Genomic DNA, 17103 nt, shown 5'->3' on the forward strand with positions numbered 1-17103 from the left:
CAGGCCGGTTCGGGGCCGGTCCGGAGCCGGTCCGGGGTTGGTTCGGGATTGGTTCCGGGTCGGCTCGGCGTTGGCCGGGAAATGGTTCCTGGCCCATCACGGAGCGGATCTCACAGGGTCACGGGCTTGTTGCGGTGTTGCCCGAAGTGCGGGAAAGGCGGCGTGCAGGTGGGCGGGGGGCGGCAGAGGGGGTAGCGTGCGTAGCGCGCCACCGGCGGTTGTTCTCGGCCGCGCGCCTGTTCGTCATCCCGCAGAATGGATGACGGTAGGTGTGCCCGAGGAGAGGTCGGGCGCGGACGTCGATGCGGCCCTCTGGTCCGCTCCGCCCGCGGCTCGTACATCGCGAATCGGCCGGCGCACCCGTGATACGGCGTAGGAGAGAAGCGAGACCTGTGAGTGCTGCGACGACGCGAAGCCGTACCCCTGACCGCCTGTGCGTCGAGGCGGTAGACCTCGCCAGGACGGCCGCCGAGGAGGCGGCCGCGCCCGGGGTCGTCGGGGAGCATGTCTCGGCGGTGGCGGAGAGGGACCGGGTCGTCACCCACTTCTTCGAGTGCAAGGAGCCGGGATACCGGGGCTGGCGCTGGGCCGTGACGGTCGCGCGGGCCTCCCGCGCCAAGCTCGTCACCCTGGACGAAACGGTGCTGCTGCCGGGCCCCGACGCCCTGCTGGCGCCGGAGTGGGTGCCCTGGAGCGAGCGGCTCAGGCCCGGCGACATGGGCCCCGGCGATCTGCTGCCCACCGAGGCGGAGGATCTGCGGCTGGAGCCCGGCTACTCGGGCGAGGACGTGCCGCCGCCGAACTCGGTGCTGGCCGCGGACGCGGTGACCCCGCAGAACCTCGCGGACCTCGTGGAGGCGGAGGACGCGGAGCCGGCGCAGGACCTGACGGCGGGGGGCGCGGCCGGGGCCGTGGCCGAGGCCGAGGAGGGTCCCGGTGGGATCTCCCCCGGAGCGGGCGTACCCGCCGTACCCGCGCGCGGCTCGATCGCGTCGGTCGCGGAGGAACTGGGCATGCGCAGGGCGCGTGTGCTGTCGCGGTACGGGCTGCATGTGGCGGCCGACCGCTGGGACGAGTCGTTCGGCGCGAAGACCCCCATGGCACAGGCGGCACCCGCGCCCTGTGTCTCCTGCGGCTTCCTGCTGCCTCTCGCGGGCTCGCTGCGCCAGGCCTTCGGCGTCTGCGCCAACGAGTTCTCCCCGGCGGACGGCCGTGTCGTCTCGCTGGCGTACGGCTGCGGCGGTCACTCGGAGGCGGCGGTCATGCCCAAGCCACTGCGCCCCGCGCCGCCCGTACTGGACTCGATGGCCTCGGACACCTTCCCGTTGCGGCCGTCCCCCGACAGCGGCTCGGTGCCGGTGGAGCCGGAGGACGAGACGGAAGACCTCGGCCACTCGTAACGCTCACTGACGAGCGTAAGGGCCGTAACGTTCGTAAGGCTCGTGACGTTCGTAGGCTCGTGACGTTCGTAAGGCGATGGCGGCGCGGGTGAATGCCGTGATCGAAACGCCCCGCGTGAACGCCGCGCTCGAACGTCCCGTGTGAACACCGATTCGCCCTGCCGGAAAGATTCCGGCAGGGCGAATGGTCAAACACCCGTAAATGATGTTGCGACGAAATCAGCTTCCGTATCCACCACCTCGCAATGCGCGGTAGCCGCCGGGACAGGTGATCGTGACGCGCTTGGCCCCGGACAGCGGGCCGAGGACGTACCGATAGCCGTTCGAGCAGTCGACGTAGACGTAGTATCGGCTGCCGGAACAGGAGAGGGCGAACGTGGAACCCGAGAAGTACGGGTCCCAGCAGCTCAGCGAGGCCTCCTGCGGGGGCACTTCCCTGTCGTGCCCCGCCGACCCGGCGATCGTGCCGCTCGTGGTGCGCCCGGTGGCGAGATCCGCCGCCGAATATCCCGCTCCGCTGGGCGCGTCGACGGCCTGAGCCACCGGTGCCAGCCCTCCACCGATCCCGAGGGCGAGCATCGCACCGGCCACGAGCACGCCCAGAGATTTGAGAATCTTCATCTCATTCCTTTCCAGCCCCGGTTCGCCCGGCACTTCTGCCGGACCAATGGCCGGGATGAAATCGAGGATCCCGGGGGCTCGATATCGGAGCAAGATGGTCAGCCTTACGGTCAGTAATCGCCGATGAATTTCCCTTTCCCGCGATTCGTTGCCGTCCTTCGGCAGAGTCGTTTCATCTGGCCGACCCGCCCGAATAGAGGTTCACCCGAAAGGGTGGCGAATTCTCGTCAGGGCGGTTCTGGTCGGGAATAGCTGGGGAGCGTGCCGCTGTGCACCGCGTCCCGGTGCCGCCGAAGACGGCTCCGGCAGGGCGCCGCCGGACTCAATTCCCCGGCGACGACGCCGGGTTGCCCGGTCCACGGCCACCGCCGGGCACTTGCCCCCGCCCCTGCCGGAAGCGACCCCGCACCCCCGGGTGGGGTGGTACGCGGTACCTTCGGCCGCACGGGGATGGTGGGACGTAGTCGGAGCAGAGTGGAGTCACAGCGTGAGCGTCAGGACGACCGAGGGGGCCGACCCGTTCGGAACGGCGCGGCTGCGGCGGGGGGTGCTCGACGCGTGGGGGGCCAGTCCCGCGCGGTTCCGGGAGGACGCCAACGCCGAGGAGGACCTCGCGCTCGGCGGCTACCGCGACCGGCTCGTGGTCGAGCTGGCCCAGAACGCCGCCGACGCCGCCGCCCGCGCCGGGGTGCCCGGACGGTTCCGGCTGACCCTGCGGCCCGGCACCGCCGAGAGCCCCGCCGTGCTGGTGGCCGCCAATACCGGCGCTCCCCTCGACGCCGCCGGTGCCGAGTCGCTCTCCACCCTGCGCGCCTCCGCCAAGCGCGAGGGGCACGAGGCCGCCGTCGGACGGTTCGGCGTCGGATTCGCCGCCGTGCTCTCCGTCAGCGACGAACCGGCCGTCATCGGACGGCACGGCGGCGTCCGCTGGTCCCTCTCCGAGGCCCGCGAGCTGGCCGGGCAGGCCGCCCAGGCGAGCCCGGGTCTCGGGGACGAACTCCGCCGGCGCGAAGGCCACGTACCGCTGCTGCGGCTGCCCCTGCCCGCGGAGGGCACGGCCCCCGAGGGGTACGACACCGTCGTCATCCTGCCCCTGCGCGACGGCACCGCCGCCGATCTCGTGGAGCGGCTGCTCGCCGGTATCGACGACGCCCTGCTGCTGACCCTTACCGGTCTCACCGAGATCGTCGTCGAGACCCCCGACGGGGAGCGGGCACTGCGCCGCTCGCAGGACGGGCCGTATGTCGACATCGAGGACATCGGCATCAAGAGCGCCGGTATCAAGGGCGCCGGTATCAAGGGCGCCGGTATCGAGAGCGCCGGTGGCGAGAGCGGTGTCCGTATCGAGGGCGCCGGTATCGAGGGCGGCACCGCCCGCAGCCGCTGGCGCGTCGTCAGTCAGCACGGCCCCACCGCGCCCGAACTCCTCGAAGGGCGGCCCCTGGAGGAGCGTCTGCGCCCGCACTGGTCGGTCACCTGGGCCGTTCCGGTGGACGCGGAGGGCGCCCCCGTACGGCCCGCCACCGCGCCCGTCGTACACGCCCCGACCCCCACCGACGAGCCCCTCGGTGTGCCCGCCCTGCTGATCGCCTCACTGCCGCTGGACACCACCCGGCGCCATCCCGCGCCCGGACCGCTCACCGACTTCCTGGTCGGGAAGGCGGCCGAGGTGTACGCCGAACTGCTCGGCGGGTGGGAGCCCGTCTCCACCGGCACCATCGATCTCGTGCCCGGCCCCCTCGGCAAGGGCGAACTGGACGGGCGGCTGCGGGCCGCGATCCTGGAGCGACTGCCCCGGGTCGCCTTTCTCGCGCCCGCCGCCCCGGCCTCCCCGATCGAGGACGAGGGCGAGGGCGAGGATTCGGGCGGAGCGCCCGCCGCCCTCCGGCCCTTCGAGGCCGAGGTCGTCGAGGGCGCCGGCGCCGACACCGTGGGCGTACTGGCCGAAGTGCTGCCGACCCTGCTGCCCGCCGGGCTCGAACGCCGTACGGAGCTGCGCACCCTGGGTGTCGGCCGGCTCCCGCTCGGTGAGGCCATCGAGCGGATCGCGGGCATCGAGCGGCCCCCCGCCTGGTGGTGGCGGCTGTACGAGTCGCTCGCGGGCGTCGACCCCGAGCGGCTGTCCGGACTGCCGGTGCCGCTCGCCAACGGCCGTACCACCATCGGTCCGCGCCAGGTCCTGCTGCCGCTGCCCGACGCCGAGACCGCCAGGGACCTCGCCAGGCTGGGGCTGAAGGTCGCCCACCCCGAGGCAGCCCACCCCCTGCTGGAGAAGCTGGGCGCGCTGCCCGCCACCCCCCGTGCCGTACTGACGACCCCTCAGGTGCGCGCGGCCGTCGCCGCCTCCCTGGACGCGGGTGACATCTGGGACGCGGATCTCGACAACGCGGCCCATCCGGACGCGGAGGAACTGGCCGAGATCGTGCTCGGTCTCGTACGGGACGCGGGACTTGAGGCGGGCGACGAACCGTGGCTCGGCGCGCTCGCCCTGACCGACGAGGACGGCGAGCTGGCCCCCGCCGGTGAACTCGTCCTGCCCGGCAGCCCCTTCGCCGCCGTCCTGCGCGAGGACGAACTCGCCTTCTGCGACGCCGACCTGGCCGAACGCTGGGGCGAGCAGCCGCTCGCCGCCTGTGGCGTGCTGGCCGGCTTCGCGCTCGTACGCGCCACGGACGTCGTCCTCGATCCGGACGAACTGGAGCCCCGCGACGGGGACTTCGCGGAGCCCGACGACGCGGGCCTGCTGGACGCGGTGGACGTCTGGTGCGAGGACGTCCTCGACCGGCTGCCCGAGACGCCCGTACCGCCGGTCGCCACGGAGATCGTGGCCGTACGGGACCTGGACCTGGTGGACGACGACGCGTGGCCGCGGGCCCTGGCCCTGCTGGCCCGGCCGCCGCTGCGGGACGCGCTGGTCCAGCCCGTACGGGTGCTGCTGCCCGACGGCACGACGGAGACGGTGCGTTCGTACACCGCGTGGTGGCTGCGCGACCATCCCGTGCTCGACGGGCGGCGCCCGGCCGGACTGCGGGCCGCGGGCGGCGATCCGCTGCTGGCCGGACTGTACGACCCGGTGGACGCGACGGGCTTCGACGACGCGCAGGTGCTGCGGGCGCTGGGGGTACGGACCTCCGTCGCGGCGCTGCTCGACGAACCGGGCGGCGCGGCGGAGCTGCTCGGCCGGCTCGCCGACCCGGACCGCGAGGTCACCCCGCGGCAGCTGCACGCCCTCTACACGGCCCTCGCCGGTCTCGACCCGGAACAGGTGACGCTCCCGGACGAACTGCGCGCGGTCGTCGACGGCGAGGTACGGGTGGTCGACGCGGCGGACGCGGTGATCGCGGACGCCCCCGATCTGCTGCCGCTGACGGGCGGGACGCCGCTCCTCCCGGTGTCACCGGCGCGGTTCGCGGAGCTGGCCGAGCTGCTCCAGGTACGGCGGCTGAGCGAGACGGTTGTGGCGGAGGTGACCACGGAGGGCGAGGAGCACACGGTCCCCGGGCCGGTCCATGCGCTGCTCGGCGCGGGCACGCCCGAGACGTACGTCGAGCACGAGGAACTCCTCGCGGGCGGCGCCGAACTGGACTGGCGCCGCACCCCGGACGGAGTGGTGCACGCGGCGACGCTGGAGGGCGTGGCGGCGGGTCTCGCCTGGGCGGCGGACCAGTGGCCCCGGCGCTTCGAGGTGGCGGCGCTGCTGGAGGACCCGTCCCGGACGGAGGAACTGGCGCGGGACCGCTGGTTCGACTGACCCCTGCCCGTCCGGTCTGTCTGCTCGGCCCGCGCGTTCGGCCGGAGGCCGGGGGCGGGGGCCGGGGCGACGGATCTTCGCAAAGATTTCCTATTCTCATACAACTTTTCACCCCTTCCCCAGGTCTTGGTTCCCGGGTCAGCAGACCCTCAGAAACCAGACTTGGGGAACACATGCGTATTCGTGCCACTGTTGCCGCGGTCTCCGGCGCCCTGGCCCTGTCCGCTCTCGCCGTGCCGGCCTCGCAGGCCGCGGACGGCCACCGGGACGCCCCCGCGCCAGGGAAGTACGGTTTCTCGGCGCAGGAGCGCACCGCCGCGCCGAAGGCCGGCCAGCGCGCGCTGGGGGCCAAGGCGGCCGCCGCCCCCACGCTCGGGAAGGTCGTCGTGAACGGCGGCAAGCCCATCGTGGTCGGCAGCACCAACGCCGCGAAGGTCACCATCGCCATCACCGCGTCCGACGACTCGGGCATCGCCGACGCCTCGACGATCCTCTGGTTCGGCGACGCGATCGAGGACGGCAGCGGCTACGCCTTCTACCAGAACGAGGAGGCCGCCACCTGCAAGGCGGCCGGCGCCACCACCTCGACCTGCACGCTCACCGTGACGGTCGACTCGCTGGAACTGATCAACACGGACGCCCGCACCTGGAAGGTCGGCGCCGCCGCGCTGGCGAATGACGGGGAGGTCGTGGTCAAGGACGCCTCCGGCACGGTCAAGGTCCAGCGTCAGTCGAAGGTGACGGTCAACGCCGCTCCGGAGCCGGTCAAGAAGGGCGGCACCATCACGGTCACGGGCAGCCTGACCCGTGCCGACTGGGACAAGAACAAGTACGTGGGCTTCGGCACCCAGTCGGTGGTGCTCCAGTTCCGCAAGGCGTCCAGCACCGCCTACACCAACGTCAAGGGTGTGAAGTCCTCCTCCACCGGAGCGCTGAAGACCACCGTCAAGGCGACGGAGGACGGCTACTACCGCTGGAACTACCTGGGTATCGCCTCGACCGCGCCGGTCGCCGTCGCGGGTGACTACGTCGATGTGAAGTAGAGCGAACCGGCACGACGAGGGGCCCGGCAGCCTGCCGGGCCCCTTCGCCGTCCCCAGGACCGCCCACGCCCACGCCTACGCCCCGGCCCGCACTCACGCCCGCACCCATGCCTACGCCTACGCCGGGAATCTGCGGCCCACCCACCGCCAGCAGAACTCCAGCGCCGCCGACGCCACCACCGCGATCCCGACCGCCAGCCACGGCATCGTCGTACCCACCAGCTTCAGCGCGAAGAAGTGCTGGAGCGCCGGTACGGCCAGGACCACCAGGAACGCCCCTCCCATCGCCACCACCAGCGCGATCCGCCACCAGGTGTACGGGCGTGCCACGATCGCCAGCACCCACATCGAGACCAGGAAGAGCGTGAGGGTGGCCGCGCTGGTTTCCGCGCCGAGGGCGTCGGGGCCCGAGTAGTAGTGGCGGGCCAGCATATAGGCCACGAAGGTGGCGATTCCGGCGATGACGCCCGAGGGGATCGAGTAACGCATCACCCGCCGTACGAAGTTGGGCCGCGCCCGCTCCGTGTTCGGGGCCAGCGCCAGGAAGAACGCCGGTACACCGATCGTCAGCGTCGACAGCAGCGTGAGATGCCGGGGCAGGAACGGGTACTCCACCTGGAAACAGGCCACCAGGATCGCCAGCAGCACCGAGTAGACCGTCTTCGTCAGAAAGAGGGTCGCCACCCGGGTGATGTTGCCGATGACCCGCCGGCCCTCCGCCACCACCGACGGCAGCGTCGAGAAGCTGTTGTTCAGCAGCACGATCTGCGCCACGGCCCGGGTCGCCTCCGAGCCCGAGCCCATCGAGACACCGATGTCCGCGTCCTTCAGCGCCAGGACGTCATTGACGCCGTCGCCCGTCATCGCGACGGTGTGCCCGCGTGACTGGAGGGCGCCGACCATGTCGCGCTTCTGCTGGGGGGTGACCCGGCCGAAGACCGTGGCCGCGTCGATGGCGTCGGCCATCTCCTCCCGCCCGGTGGGCAGCAGCCGGGCGTCGACCGTACGCTCCGCGCCGGGGAGGCCGAGCTTTCCGGCCACCGCGGCGACCGAGACCGCGTTGTCGCCGGAGATGACCTTGGCGTCGACGTCCTGCTGGGCGAAGTAGGCGAGGGTGTCGGCGGCGTCCGGCCGCAGCCGCTGCTCCAGTACGAGGATCGCGGTCGCCTCGGCCCCCGCCACCGCCTCCGGCGAGTCAAGGGCGTGCGCGCCGCCGCCCCCGGCTCCCCCGGCCCCCGCGTCGTTCGCACCCCCCGCGCCGTCTCCCGCCCGTGCGAGCAGCAGGACCCGCAGACCCTGTTCATTGAGCCGCTCGATCCCGGCGAGCGCCGGATCGTCATGAGGCAGCAGCACATCCGGCGCGCCGAGCAGCCACCCCGACGAGGGAGCGCCGGATCCCTCGGCCTCGCTGAAGACGGCGCCGCTGTACTTGCGTACGGAGGAGAAGGGCAGCGCCGCCGTGACGGGCCACTCGCCGCGCTCCTCGCCGAACGCGTCGACGACCGCCCGGAGGCTGGCGTTGGGGCGCGGGTCGGACTTCCCGAGCGCGCCGAGCACCTTCCGTACGTATGTCTCGTCGGCGCCGCCCAGGACGCGCAGCTCGCTGACGTTCATACCGCCCTCGGTCAGCGTGCCCGTCTTGTCGAGACAGACGACATCGACGCGCGCGAGCCCCTCGATGGCGGGCAGCTCCTGGACGAGGCACTGCTTGCGGGCGAGCCGGATGACTCCGATCGCGAAGGCGACGGAGGTCAGCAGCACCAGACCCTCGGGGATCATCGGGACGATGCCGCCGACGGTCCTGGCGATGGAGTCCTTGAAGTTGGTCTGCTTGACGACGAGCTGGCTGACGATGAGCCCGAGGGCCGTCGGGATCATCATCCACGTCACATATTTGAGGATGGTGCTGATGCCGTTGCGCAGCTCGGAGTCGACGAGCGTGAAACGGGACGCCTCCTCGGCGAGCCGCGCGGCATAGGCGTCGCGCCCGACCTTGGTCGCCCGGAACGCGCCGCCGCCGACGACCACGAAGCTGCCGGACATCAAGGAGTCGCCGGGGTGTTTCAGTACCGGATCGGCCTCGCCGGTCAGCAGCGACTCGTCGACTTCGAGACTGTCGGCCTCGACCACCTCGCCGTCGACGACGACCTTGTCGCCGGGGCCCAGCTCGATGAGATCCCCGAGGACGATTTGCGCGGTGGAGATCTCGGCGGCGGCGCCGTCCCGCCGTACGGTCGGCTTCGCCTCGCCGATGACCGCGAGTCCGTCGAGGGTCCTCTTGGCGCGCAGTTCCTGGATGATGCCGATGCCGGTGTTGGCGAGGATCACATAGCCGAAGAGCGTGTCCTGGATCGGCGCGACGAAGGACATGATCACCCAGAGCACACCGATGACCGCGTTGAAGCGGGTGAAGACATTGGCGCGGACGATCTCGACGGCGGAACGGCTGCTGCGGACCGGGACGTCGTTGACCTCGCCACGGGCGATGTGCTGCGCCACCTCGGCGCTGGTCAGACCGGTGTGACGGCCGGAGGGCCGCGGGAGCTTCATGGGGTGTACGGGGTCGAGTTCGGCGCCCGCGTCGATGATGGGGCCGTGAGATCCGCGGCCGTGCGGCTCGGGGCCATGGGGCTCGGGGCCGTCGGTGTCGATCTTCGCCCGCTGCGTCATGGTTTCGACGGTACGACCGGTGGGGCGCGTTCACCCGCCGAGTGGGCGGAGATCCGACCCTGGGACGAGAGGGATGGTCCTCCGGCAGTACGCGCGGGGAGCGACGGGCGGGACTTTGGTCAGGGTCACGTCAGGGGCGTACGCCAGGGGCGCGCGGACCCGGGTCCGGGCCCTCGCCCTGCTCTCCTCGCGCTGCTCCGCTCGCCCTACTCTCCTCGCGCGCCCGGCCCCGTACCGGCTTGCCCGGCTTCTCCGGACTCGCGCGCCGCCGCCGCGCGCTTGAGGGCCGCGTCCCGCCCGCGTACGTACCAGATACCGATGAGCCCCAGTCCGCCACCGGCCAGACAGGTCCAGATCCACCACGCGTGCCCGTGGTCGCTGTACCAGCCGTAGAACGGGACCTGTACGAGGAAGAGGACGAACCAGATGATCGTGCCGCCCGTGATGGTGCCGACGACCGGCCCCTCCAGGGGCTCGGGCGCCGCACGCCGGGGGGTTCCCGTCGAAGAACCGGTCATGGCCGTCAGTCTAAGCGGAGCCCCTCAGGGGTCTACGCGCGGAGAAGGCGTATCCCCGGCCTTTCCCGGCCCTTCCCCAGTCCTTTCCCGGTCCTTCCCCGGCCTCAGTCCCGTCCCGTGGCGCCGTAGAACTTCTCCGTCTCGTCGACGGCCGCCCTGAAGCGTTCGTCGAAGTCGTCGCGGATGAGTGTCCCGGCCACATAGTCCTGGACACTCATCCCCCGTCTGGCGGCGCGCTCCCGTAGCCGGTCGAGCAACTCGCCGTCCATCCGCAGGCTGAGCACTGTCGATCCCATGCGGACCAGGGTCGTGCGCGAGCGCGCCCGGTCCTCTCACTTTCCGGAGTGGAGTCACTCGTATGAGTGATGTGCGGGGATACCGGGAGACGCGGAGGAGACCGGGTGGTATTTAGGTTGGGTAATGAGTTACGCTAACAAACATGCCTGACCTGTCCCACGGCGACGACGAGACCGAGAACGACGCCGCCGTGAACGCACTCCGCTCCGCCGTCATGCGGCTGAGCCGGCGACTGAAGCACCAACGTGTGGACGAGTCGCTCAGCCCCACCGAGATGTCGGTGCTGGGCACGCTGGCCCGCTGTGGCTCCGCCACCCCGGGCGAGCTGGCCCGCAAGGAGCATGTCCAGCCGCCGTCGATGACCCGCATCGTGGCGCTGCTGGAGGCGAAGGGCCTGGTCAGGCTGGAGCCGCATCCCGACGACCGTCGGCAGAAGGTGGTCAGCCAGACCGAGGAGGCCGAGGCGATGCTCGAAGAGAGCCGTCGCAGGCGCAATGTTTGGCTGGCGTCCCTCGCCGAGGGCCTGGACGAGGACGAGTGGGCGAAGCTGCGCGCTGCCGCCCCCGTACTGGAGAAGCTCGCCCACCTGTGATCCGCGCGCCGTAAGGAGGCGAATCCACTTTGAGTACGGGATCCGGAGCAGACTCCGCCCCCGCACCGAAATCCACCCACGACAGCACGACCACGCAGGACGGCAGGACCGGCGGCGGGACCTTCTCGTCGCTGAAGATCCGCAACTACCGCTTGTTCGCGACGGGCGCCGTCGTCTCCAACACCGGTACATGGATGTCCCGGGTGACCCAGGACTGGCTGGTACTCAGCCTCACGGGCTCCTCGGCCGCCGTCGGTATCACCACGGCTCTCCAGTTTCTGCCCATGCTGCTCTTCGGTCTGTACGGCGGTGTCGTCGCCGACCGCTATCCGAAGCGGCTGCTGCTGCTCTTCACCCAGGCCGCGATGGGGCTGCTGGGCGTCTCGCTGGCCGTTCTGACGCTGTCGGGACAGGTCCATGTCTGGCACGTCTATCTGATCGCGTTCCTGCTCGGCATGGTGACCGTCGTCGACAATCCGGCCCGGCAGTCCTTCGTCTCCGAGATGGTGGGACCCGACCAGCTGCGCAACGCGGTCAGTCTGAACTCCGCCAACTTCCAGTCCGCGCGGCTCATCGGCCCCGCCGTGGCCGGTGTGCTGATCACCACGGTCGGCAGCGGCTGGGCCTTCATGCTGAACGGTCTGTCCTTCCTGGCCCCGCTGGCCGGCCTGCTGCTGATGCGCCAGCACGAACTGCACAAGTCCGTCCGTGTGCCGCGTGGAAAGGGCCAGCTGAGAGAGGGACTGCGCTATGTGCGCGGGCGGCCCGAGCTGATCTGGCCGATCGTCCTCGTCGGTTTCATCGGCACGTTCGGCTTCAACTTCCCGATCTGGCTGACCGCCTTCGCGCACGGGGTGTTCGACGGCGGGGCCGGGATGTACGCGTTCTTCAACATCCTGCTGGCGGCCGGCTCGCTGGCCGGCGCCCTGCTCTCCGCCCGCCGCAGGTCCAGCCGGCTGAGACTGCTCCTGCTCACGGCGATGGGCTTCGGACTGCTGGAGATCGCCGTCTCCCTGTCGCCGTCCGTCTGGCTGTTCTCGCTGCTGCTCGTGCCGATCGGCATGATCGGGCTGACGACGAACATAAGCGCCAACACCACCGTCCAGATGAACTCGGACCCCGAGATGCGGGGCCGGGTCATGAGCCTGTACATGATGGTCTTCGTCGGCGGCACCCCGGTGGGCGGCCCGCTCCTCGGCTGGATCACCGACACCTACGGCCCCCGGATCGGCTTCGCCACAGGCGGCGCGGTCTCACTCCTCGCGGCGGTGGCGATCGGCCTGGTCCTGATCCGGCTGGCGGGGGTACGCGTCAGATTCGACCTGCGCGGAGGCCGCCCGCACGTGGAGTTCATACCAAGAGACCCGGAACGGGAACTGGCGGCGGCGGCGTAGGGCTGCGCGCCGGGTGAGGTGACCCGGGACGGCGAAGGCCGGTCCGGGTCACTGCTGTGAGAGGGGTCAGCCGCGGGGGAACTTGTCGGTCTTGAGCGTCAGTTCCAGATCGGTACCGGTGAGTTCGATCTCCGCACCGAACGCCACGGTCAGCTCACTGACGTACTCGCCGTCCTTCGGCTGGGTGTACAGGTGGCACCGGCCGGTGTAGGGGTCGGCGATCAGGTAGACGGGGACCTCTGCCCTGGCGTAGGCGTCCTTCTTCGGGCCGTAGTCGTTGACGGCGGTCCTCTTCGAGATCACCTCCGCGATGAACTCCACGTCGTCGAAGCTCCAGCGGCCACGGGCATCCTGCTCGGCGTCGGCACGCAGCTTGACGACATCGGGACAGAACCCGTTCAGATACCCGGGGAAGTCGAACCGTACGTCCGATTTCACCTTCACGTCCATGCCGAACGTGTCTTCCAGGGCTCGCACGATGCGCCGGATGATCTCCCAGTGGGTGTCCCGTCGCGGCGACATGAAGATGTTCCCCTCAACGATCTCGACCTTGATTCCCTCGGGGACGGGCATCTCCTCAAGTGACTCGAACATCCTGTCCAGAGTCAGCTCATCGCTCTCGTCGGCCATGGCGATCCTGTCCACGACATCTGCGAAGGTCATCCTGGCGCTCCTCCCCGCCACCGCGGGGTGCGGCAGCACCCGGTACAACGATACGCACGGTAATCGGGTTACGTACGGGCTCGCGCCATGGGAAGACTTGTCCGCATGAGACTCTTCGCCGCTGTACTGCCGCCCGTCGAGGCGCGGGAGGAACTGGAGCCCGTCCTCGACCGGCTCAAGGTGCTGCCCGGGGCCGGGGGGCTGCGGTGGACCGGGGTGGACGGGTGGCACTTCACGCTGGCGTTCATGGGGGAGGTCGAGGACACGCTCGTGCCGGAGCTGACCGCGCGGCTGGAGCGGGCCGGGCGGCGCACCGAGCCGTTTGCGCTGGGGCTGCGCGGCGGCGGGCACTTCGGCGGGCGCGCGCTGTGGGCCGGGGCCGCCGGGGACATCGACACGCTGCGCCGGCTCGCCGAGCGCGCCGGGGCCGCCGCGCGCCGGACCGGGCTGCCGATGGAGGAGCACCGCCGCTACCGGCCGCACCTCACGCTCGCGCACAGCCGTACGGATCTGGATCTGCGCCCGTACACGACAGCCATGGACGGTTTCGAGGGCACCCCGTGGGAGGTCGCCGAGCTGGCGCTCGTACGCAGCCGGCTGCCGGTGAGCGGGGTGCCCCGCGAGCAGCCGCGGTACGAGACGCTCGCGCGCTTCCCGCTGGGAAGGACGGGGAACGGCAACCCGGGCGCCGGGCACGGGACCCCCGGCCGTTAACCTCGACGTGTGGATCCCAAAACCCGAAACCAGATCATGGCCGTCGCGCTGGTGCTGATGTTCGCGATCATCGCGGTGGCGGCCGCGGTCGGTTAGCCACCGGCCCACCGGCCACTGACGCACCGGCCACCGGCCCACCGGTCACCGGCCCACCGGCCCCGGCCGCCCCTCGTGTATCGCGTCCTACCAGGCGAACGCCTCCGGCGAAGGCCCCGTGCCCGGGAAGATCTCGTCCAGCGAGGACAGGACCTCCTCCGACAGCTCCAGCTCGACCGCGCGCAGAGCGGATTCGAGCTGCTCGATCGTGCGCGGGCCGACGATCGGGCCCGTCACCCCGGGCCGGGTGAGCAGCCACGCGAGCGCGGCCTCACCGGGATCGATGCCGTGCTTGTCGAGCAGATCCTCGTACGACTGGATCTGGGCCCGGATGGCCGTGTCGGCGAGCCCGCTCCCCGAACGGCCGCCGCTGGTACGGGAGCCGCCGCCCTCGCGCTCCTTGCGGATCGCGCCGCCCAGCAGACCACCGCTCAGCGGCGACCAGGGGATGACACCGAGGCCGTACTCCTGCGCGGCCGGGATGACCTCCATCTCGGCGCGGCGCTCGGCGAGGTTGTACAGACACTGCTCGCTGACCAGTCCGAACGAACCGAGCCGGCGGGCGGTCTCATTGGTCTGGGCGATCTTCCACCCGGGGAAGTTGGACGAGCCCGCGTAGAGGATCTTGCCCTGCTGGATCAGGGTGTCGATGGCCTGCCAGATCTCGTCGACCGGGGTGGAGCGGTCGATGTGGTGGAACTGGTAGAGATCGATGTGATCGGTCTGGAGCCGCTTGAGGCTGGCGTCGACCGCACGCCGGATATTGAACGCCGAGAGCTTGTCGTGGTTGGGCCAGGCCGGGTCGCCCGCGGCCATGTTCGCGTAGACCTTGGTGGCGAGGACGACCTTGTCCCGGCGGTCGCCGCCCTTGGCGAACCAGGTGCCGAGGATCTCCTCCGTACGGCCCTTGTTCTCGCCCCAGCCGTAGACATTGGCGGTGTCGAAGAAATTGATGCCCGCGTCGAGCGCGGCGTCCATGATGGTGTGACTGTCGGCCTCGTTGGTGAGAGGACCGAAGTTCATCGTCCCGAGGACGAGTCGGCTTACCTTGAGTCCGGAGCGTCCGAGCTGCGTGTACTTCATGAGTCCACAGCCAACGCGTTCGAGCGCACTCAAGGCAACCCCGGATGGGCCTTGTGGCCGCCTCGACCGTCGCTCCCCGGCCATGCCGCACCTCCCCGCCTCCGCCCCGGCCTCCGCCCCGGCCTCCCGCCTCGCCGGGCGGCTGGGTTTCAGCCGTGCCGTCCGTACGGCGCGCCCAGGTCCCACGCCTGGTGCATGGCGTCGGCGAAGGCTCCGGCGAGTCTGTGTTCGCCCGAGGGTGCCGGGTGGGTGCCGTCGTAGGTGTCCCGGTGGATGTCGTACTCCGGCGGGCGCGAGGCGAGCAGCAGGGGTGAGGACGGCCGGTCGAGATCGGCGACGGTCTTGCCGAGCAGTTCGTTGAAGCGGTCGATCTCGGCGGCGAAGGCGGGGTCGGACTCCGCCCGGATATTGGGGATGACGGGCAGCAGTACGGCCCGTACGCGCGGGTTGGCCGCGCGGGCCCCGGCGATGAACGCGCGGGCGGTGAGCGCGGTTTGCGCACTGTCCGTGTAGAAACCGAGGTCGATCAGTCCCAGCGAGATCAGCAGGACGTCGGCCTTCCCGGACCGGACGGCCTCGCCGATCAGCGGGCTCATGTGCTGCCACCCCATGCCCCAGCCCGCGAGATGGCGGCGGGCATCGGCCGGGAAGCCGGGGCCGGCGGCGTAGGTGTCCGAGACGGGCGCGTCGGCCTCGCTGTCGTGCAGCCCTGTCCAGGGGCCGACGATCCGGAAGGGGGCGCCGAAGGACGCGTCGAGGTGCTGCCACATCCGGTAGCGCCAGGTGAAGTCGCCGGCGCGGCCGATCGTCATGGAGTCGCCGACGAAGAGGAAGCGCATCCGGTCATCATCCCCGACCGGCCCTGCGCCGACAGGCGGGGACACGGCGGGCGCGGGGGCCGGGGCGGGGGCGGGGGCGGGACACGGCGGGGGCGGGCGTGGGGCCTGGTCACACCGGGCAGGGGCGTCCTCGGGCGCGTGTACGGATGCCCTACGCGCGTGGACGGGATGGCAGGCTGGTGCCATGCGTTCGCTTCCGCGCCACTCCGGCCCGCGCTACTCCGGCCCGCGTCTCTCCGGTACCGTCGCCGTCCTCGCCGCCGCCGTACTGCTCGGCGCGTCGGTGTTCGCGCCCGCGTCGGCATCGGCGTCGGCGTCGGTGCCCCGGGCCTCCGCCGCCGACGGGACACCCGACCAGACCTTCACGATCAGGGATCCCCGGATCATCGAGTCCAGCGGACTGGCCGCGAGCCGTCTCCACCCCGGCGTCTACTGGACGCACAACGACAGCGACGACGGGCCGTATGTCTTCGCCGTGGACTCCAGGACCGGCGAGACGGTGGCGACGATCACCATGGAGGGCGTCGGTGAGCCCCGGGACGTGGAGGCCGTCTCCATCGGTCCCGATGGAAATGTGTATGTCGGGGACATCGGCGACAATCTCAACGGAAGCTGGGACCATGTGTGGATCTACCGCTTCCCCGAGCCCAAGCGGCTCAAGGACACCACGGTGCGGGCGACGCAGTTCACCGTCACGTACGCGGACGGTCCGCGCAACGCCGAGGCGCTCATGGTCGATCCCCGCACGGGCCGCGTCTACATCGCCTCGAAGAACGACAACGGCGGCGGACTCTACGAGGGCCCGGCGCGGCTGACCTCGTCGGGCACGAATGTCTTCCGGCGGATCGGCGAGGTGCCCTGGGTGACGGACGGGGCGTTCTCGCCCGACGGCACGGAACTGGTCCTGCGCTCGTACTTCAGCGCGCGGGGCTACGTGTGGAAGGACGGCCGCCTGGGCGAGGACCACGCGGTCCACGCGCCGTTCCAGGGCCAGGCCGAGTCCGTGACGTACACGGCGGACGGCAGCGCGCTGATGTTCGGCTCCGAGGGCAAGGAGAGCGAGGTGGTACGGGAGGACCTGGACAACGGCAAGGGCGGCGGCGGCAAGGACAAGGGCTCCGGCGGCGACTCGTCCTCCGGCAGCGCCGGTTCCTCGACCGCGGGCGGCGGCGCCGGTACGGCCGACGGCGGCGGCACCCAAGGCAGCGCCACTCTCGGCGCGTTCATCCTCATCGGCTGCGCGGTCCTCTTCTTCGGCTTCAAACGCCTGCGCGGCAAGGGCTGACGCCGGACGCGACGGCCGGACACGACGGGCCCCGGCGCGGGTCTTGAGTTCTAGTGGTCGTTGCAACACCCCAGCTCAGGGGAAGCAATGGCCATCGATTACGGCAAGCGGCGCAAGCCCACGGGACATGCTCCGCA

The 17103-nt window shown here is 71.0% G+C and carries 14 protein-coding genes; 7 read left to right on the top strand and 7 right to left on the bottom strand.

Features of this window, described 5'->3' with window-relative positions:
* Window positions 1-392 precede the first annotated feature (392 nt).
* Window positions 393-1400, top strand: a complete 1008-nt coding sequence (locus tag ACWGDX_RS14300) for a DUF3027 domain-containing protein (protein ID WP_453625424.1) — start codon at window positions 393-395, stop codon at window positions 1398-1400.
* A gap of 219 nt (window positions 1401-1619) precedes the next feature.
* On the opposite strand, the gene ACWGDX_RS14305 is transcribed toward ACWGDX_RS14300, so the two are convergent.
* Window positions 1620-2021 (bottom strand): hypothetical protein, encoded by a 402-nt coding sequence (locus ACWGDX_RS14305; protein ID WP_453625426.1) that lies wholly within the window; start codon window positions 2019-2021, stop codon window positions 1620-1622.
* Window positions 2022-2508: 487 nt separating this feature from the next.
* Between ACWGDX_RS14305 and ACWGDX_RS14310 the strand changes: the two genes are divergently transcribed.
* Together ACWGDX_RS14310 and ACWGDX_RS14315 are read left to right on the top strand one after the other, a co-directional pair.
* Window positions 2509-5772 carry a sacsin N-terminal ATP-binding-like domain-containing protein gene (locus ACWGDX_RS14310; protein ID WP_453625427.1) on the top strand — a complete coding sequence of 1088 codons (3264 nt, stop codon included), beginning with the start codon at window positions 2509-2511 and terminating at the stop codon, window positions 5770-5772.
* A 173-nt stretch (window positions 5773-5945) separates the two neighbouring features.
* Window positions 5946-6815 (top strand): DUF5707 domain-containing protein, encoded by an 870-nt coding sequence (locus ACWGDX_RS14315; RefSeq protein ID WP_453625429.1) that lies wholly within the window; start codon window positions 5946-5948, stop codon window positions 6813-6815.
* Window positions 6816-6932: 117 nt separating this feature from the next.
* On the opposite strand, the gene ACWGDX_RS14320 is transcribed toward ACWGDX_RS14315, so the two are convergent.
* From ACWGDX_RS14320 to ACWGDX_RS14330, 3 genes are all read right to left on the bottom strand, one after another.
* Window positions 6933-9485 carry a cation-translocating P-type ATPase gene (locus ACWGDX_RS14320; protein WP_453625430.1) on the bottom strand — a complete coding sequence of 851 codons (2553 nt, stop codon included), beginning with the start codon at window positions 9483-9485 and terminating at the stop codon, window positions 6933-6935.
* Between the two features lie 206 nt (window positions 9486-9691).
* Entirely contained in the window at window positions 9692-10003 is a 312-nt protein-coding gene (locus ACWGDX_RS14325; protein ID WP_453625432.1) for a DUF2530 domain-containing protein, read from the bottom strand.
* A gap of 104 nt (window positions 10004-10107) precedes the next feature.
* Window positions 10108-10299: a ribbon-helix-helix protein, CopG family gene (locus tag ACWGDX_RS14330; RefSeq protein WP_453625434.1), complete on the bottom strand. Its 192-nt coding sequence runs from the start codon at window positions 10297-10299 to the stop codon at window positions 10108-10110.
* A gap of 143 nt (window positions 10300-10442) precedes the next feature.
* Here ACWGDX_RS14330 and ACWGDX_RS14335 point away from each other — a divergent pair, with 143 nt between their 5' ends.
* The gene (locus ACWGDX_RS14335; protein ID WP_453625436.1) at window positions 10443-10892 is read left to right on the top strand and encodes a MarR family winged helix-turn-helix transcriptional regulator; all 450 of its coding nucleotides are present in this window, start codon (window positions 10443-10445) and stop codon (window positions 10890-10892) included.
* Between the two features lie 29 nt (window positions 10893-10921).
* Entirely contained in the window at window positions 10922-12286 is a 1365-nt protein-coding gene (locus ACWGDX_RS14340; protein ID WP_453625438.1) for an MFS transporter, read from the top strand.
* Between the two features lie 66 nt (window positions 12287-12352).
* Here the strand turns inward: ACWGDX_RS14340 and ACWGDX_RS14345 are convergent, their stop codons facing one another.
* Complete coding sequence (locus tag ACWGDX_RS14345) at window positions 12353-12949, bottom strand: Uma2 family endonuclease (protein ID WP_453625440.1); 597 nt, start codon at window positions 12947-12949, stop codon at window positions 12353-12355.
* Between the two features lie 105 nt (window positions 12950-13054).
* On the opposite strand from ACWGDX_RS14345, the gene thpR reads away from it, so the two are divergent.
* Entirely contained in the window at window positions 13055-13663 is a 609-nt protein-coding gene (thpR, locus tag ACWGDX_RS14350) for an RNA 2',3'-cyclic phosphodiesterase (RefSeq protein WP_453625442.1), read from the top strand.
* Between the two features lie 183 nt (window positions 13664-13846).
* Here the strand turns inward: thpR and ACWGDX_RS14355 are convergent, their stop codons facing one another.
* Together ACWGDX_RS14355 and ACWGDX_RS14360 are read right to left on the bottom strand one after the other, a co-directional pair.
* Window positions 13847-14842 carry an aldo/keto reductase gene (locus tag ACWGDX_RS14355; RefSeq protein ID WP_453625444.1) on the bottom strand — a complete coding sequence of 332 codons (996 nt, stop codon included), beginning with the start codon at window positions 14840-14842 and terminating at the stop codon, window positions 13847-13849.
* Between the two features lie 149 nt (window positions 14843-14991).
* Window positions 14992-15681 (bottom strand): GDSL-type esterase/lipase family protein, encoded by a 690-nt coding sequence (locus tag ACWGDX_RS14360; protein WP_453625446.1) that lies wholly within the window; start codon window positions 15679-15681, stop codon window positions 14992-14994.
* A 184-nt stretch (window positions 15682-15865) separates the two neighbouring features.
* On the opposite strand from ACWGDX_RS14360, the gene ACWGDX_RS14365 reads away from it, so the two are divergent.
* A complete protein-coding gene (locus tag ACWGDX_RS14365) occupies window positions 15866-16966 on the top strand; it encodes a WD40 repeat domain-containing protein (protein WP_453625448.1) in 1101 nt (366 codons plus the stop codon).
* Window positions 16967-17103: the final 137 nt, after the last annotated feature.

This window comes from Streptomyces sp. NPDC055025 (assembly GCF_053608565.1).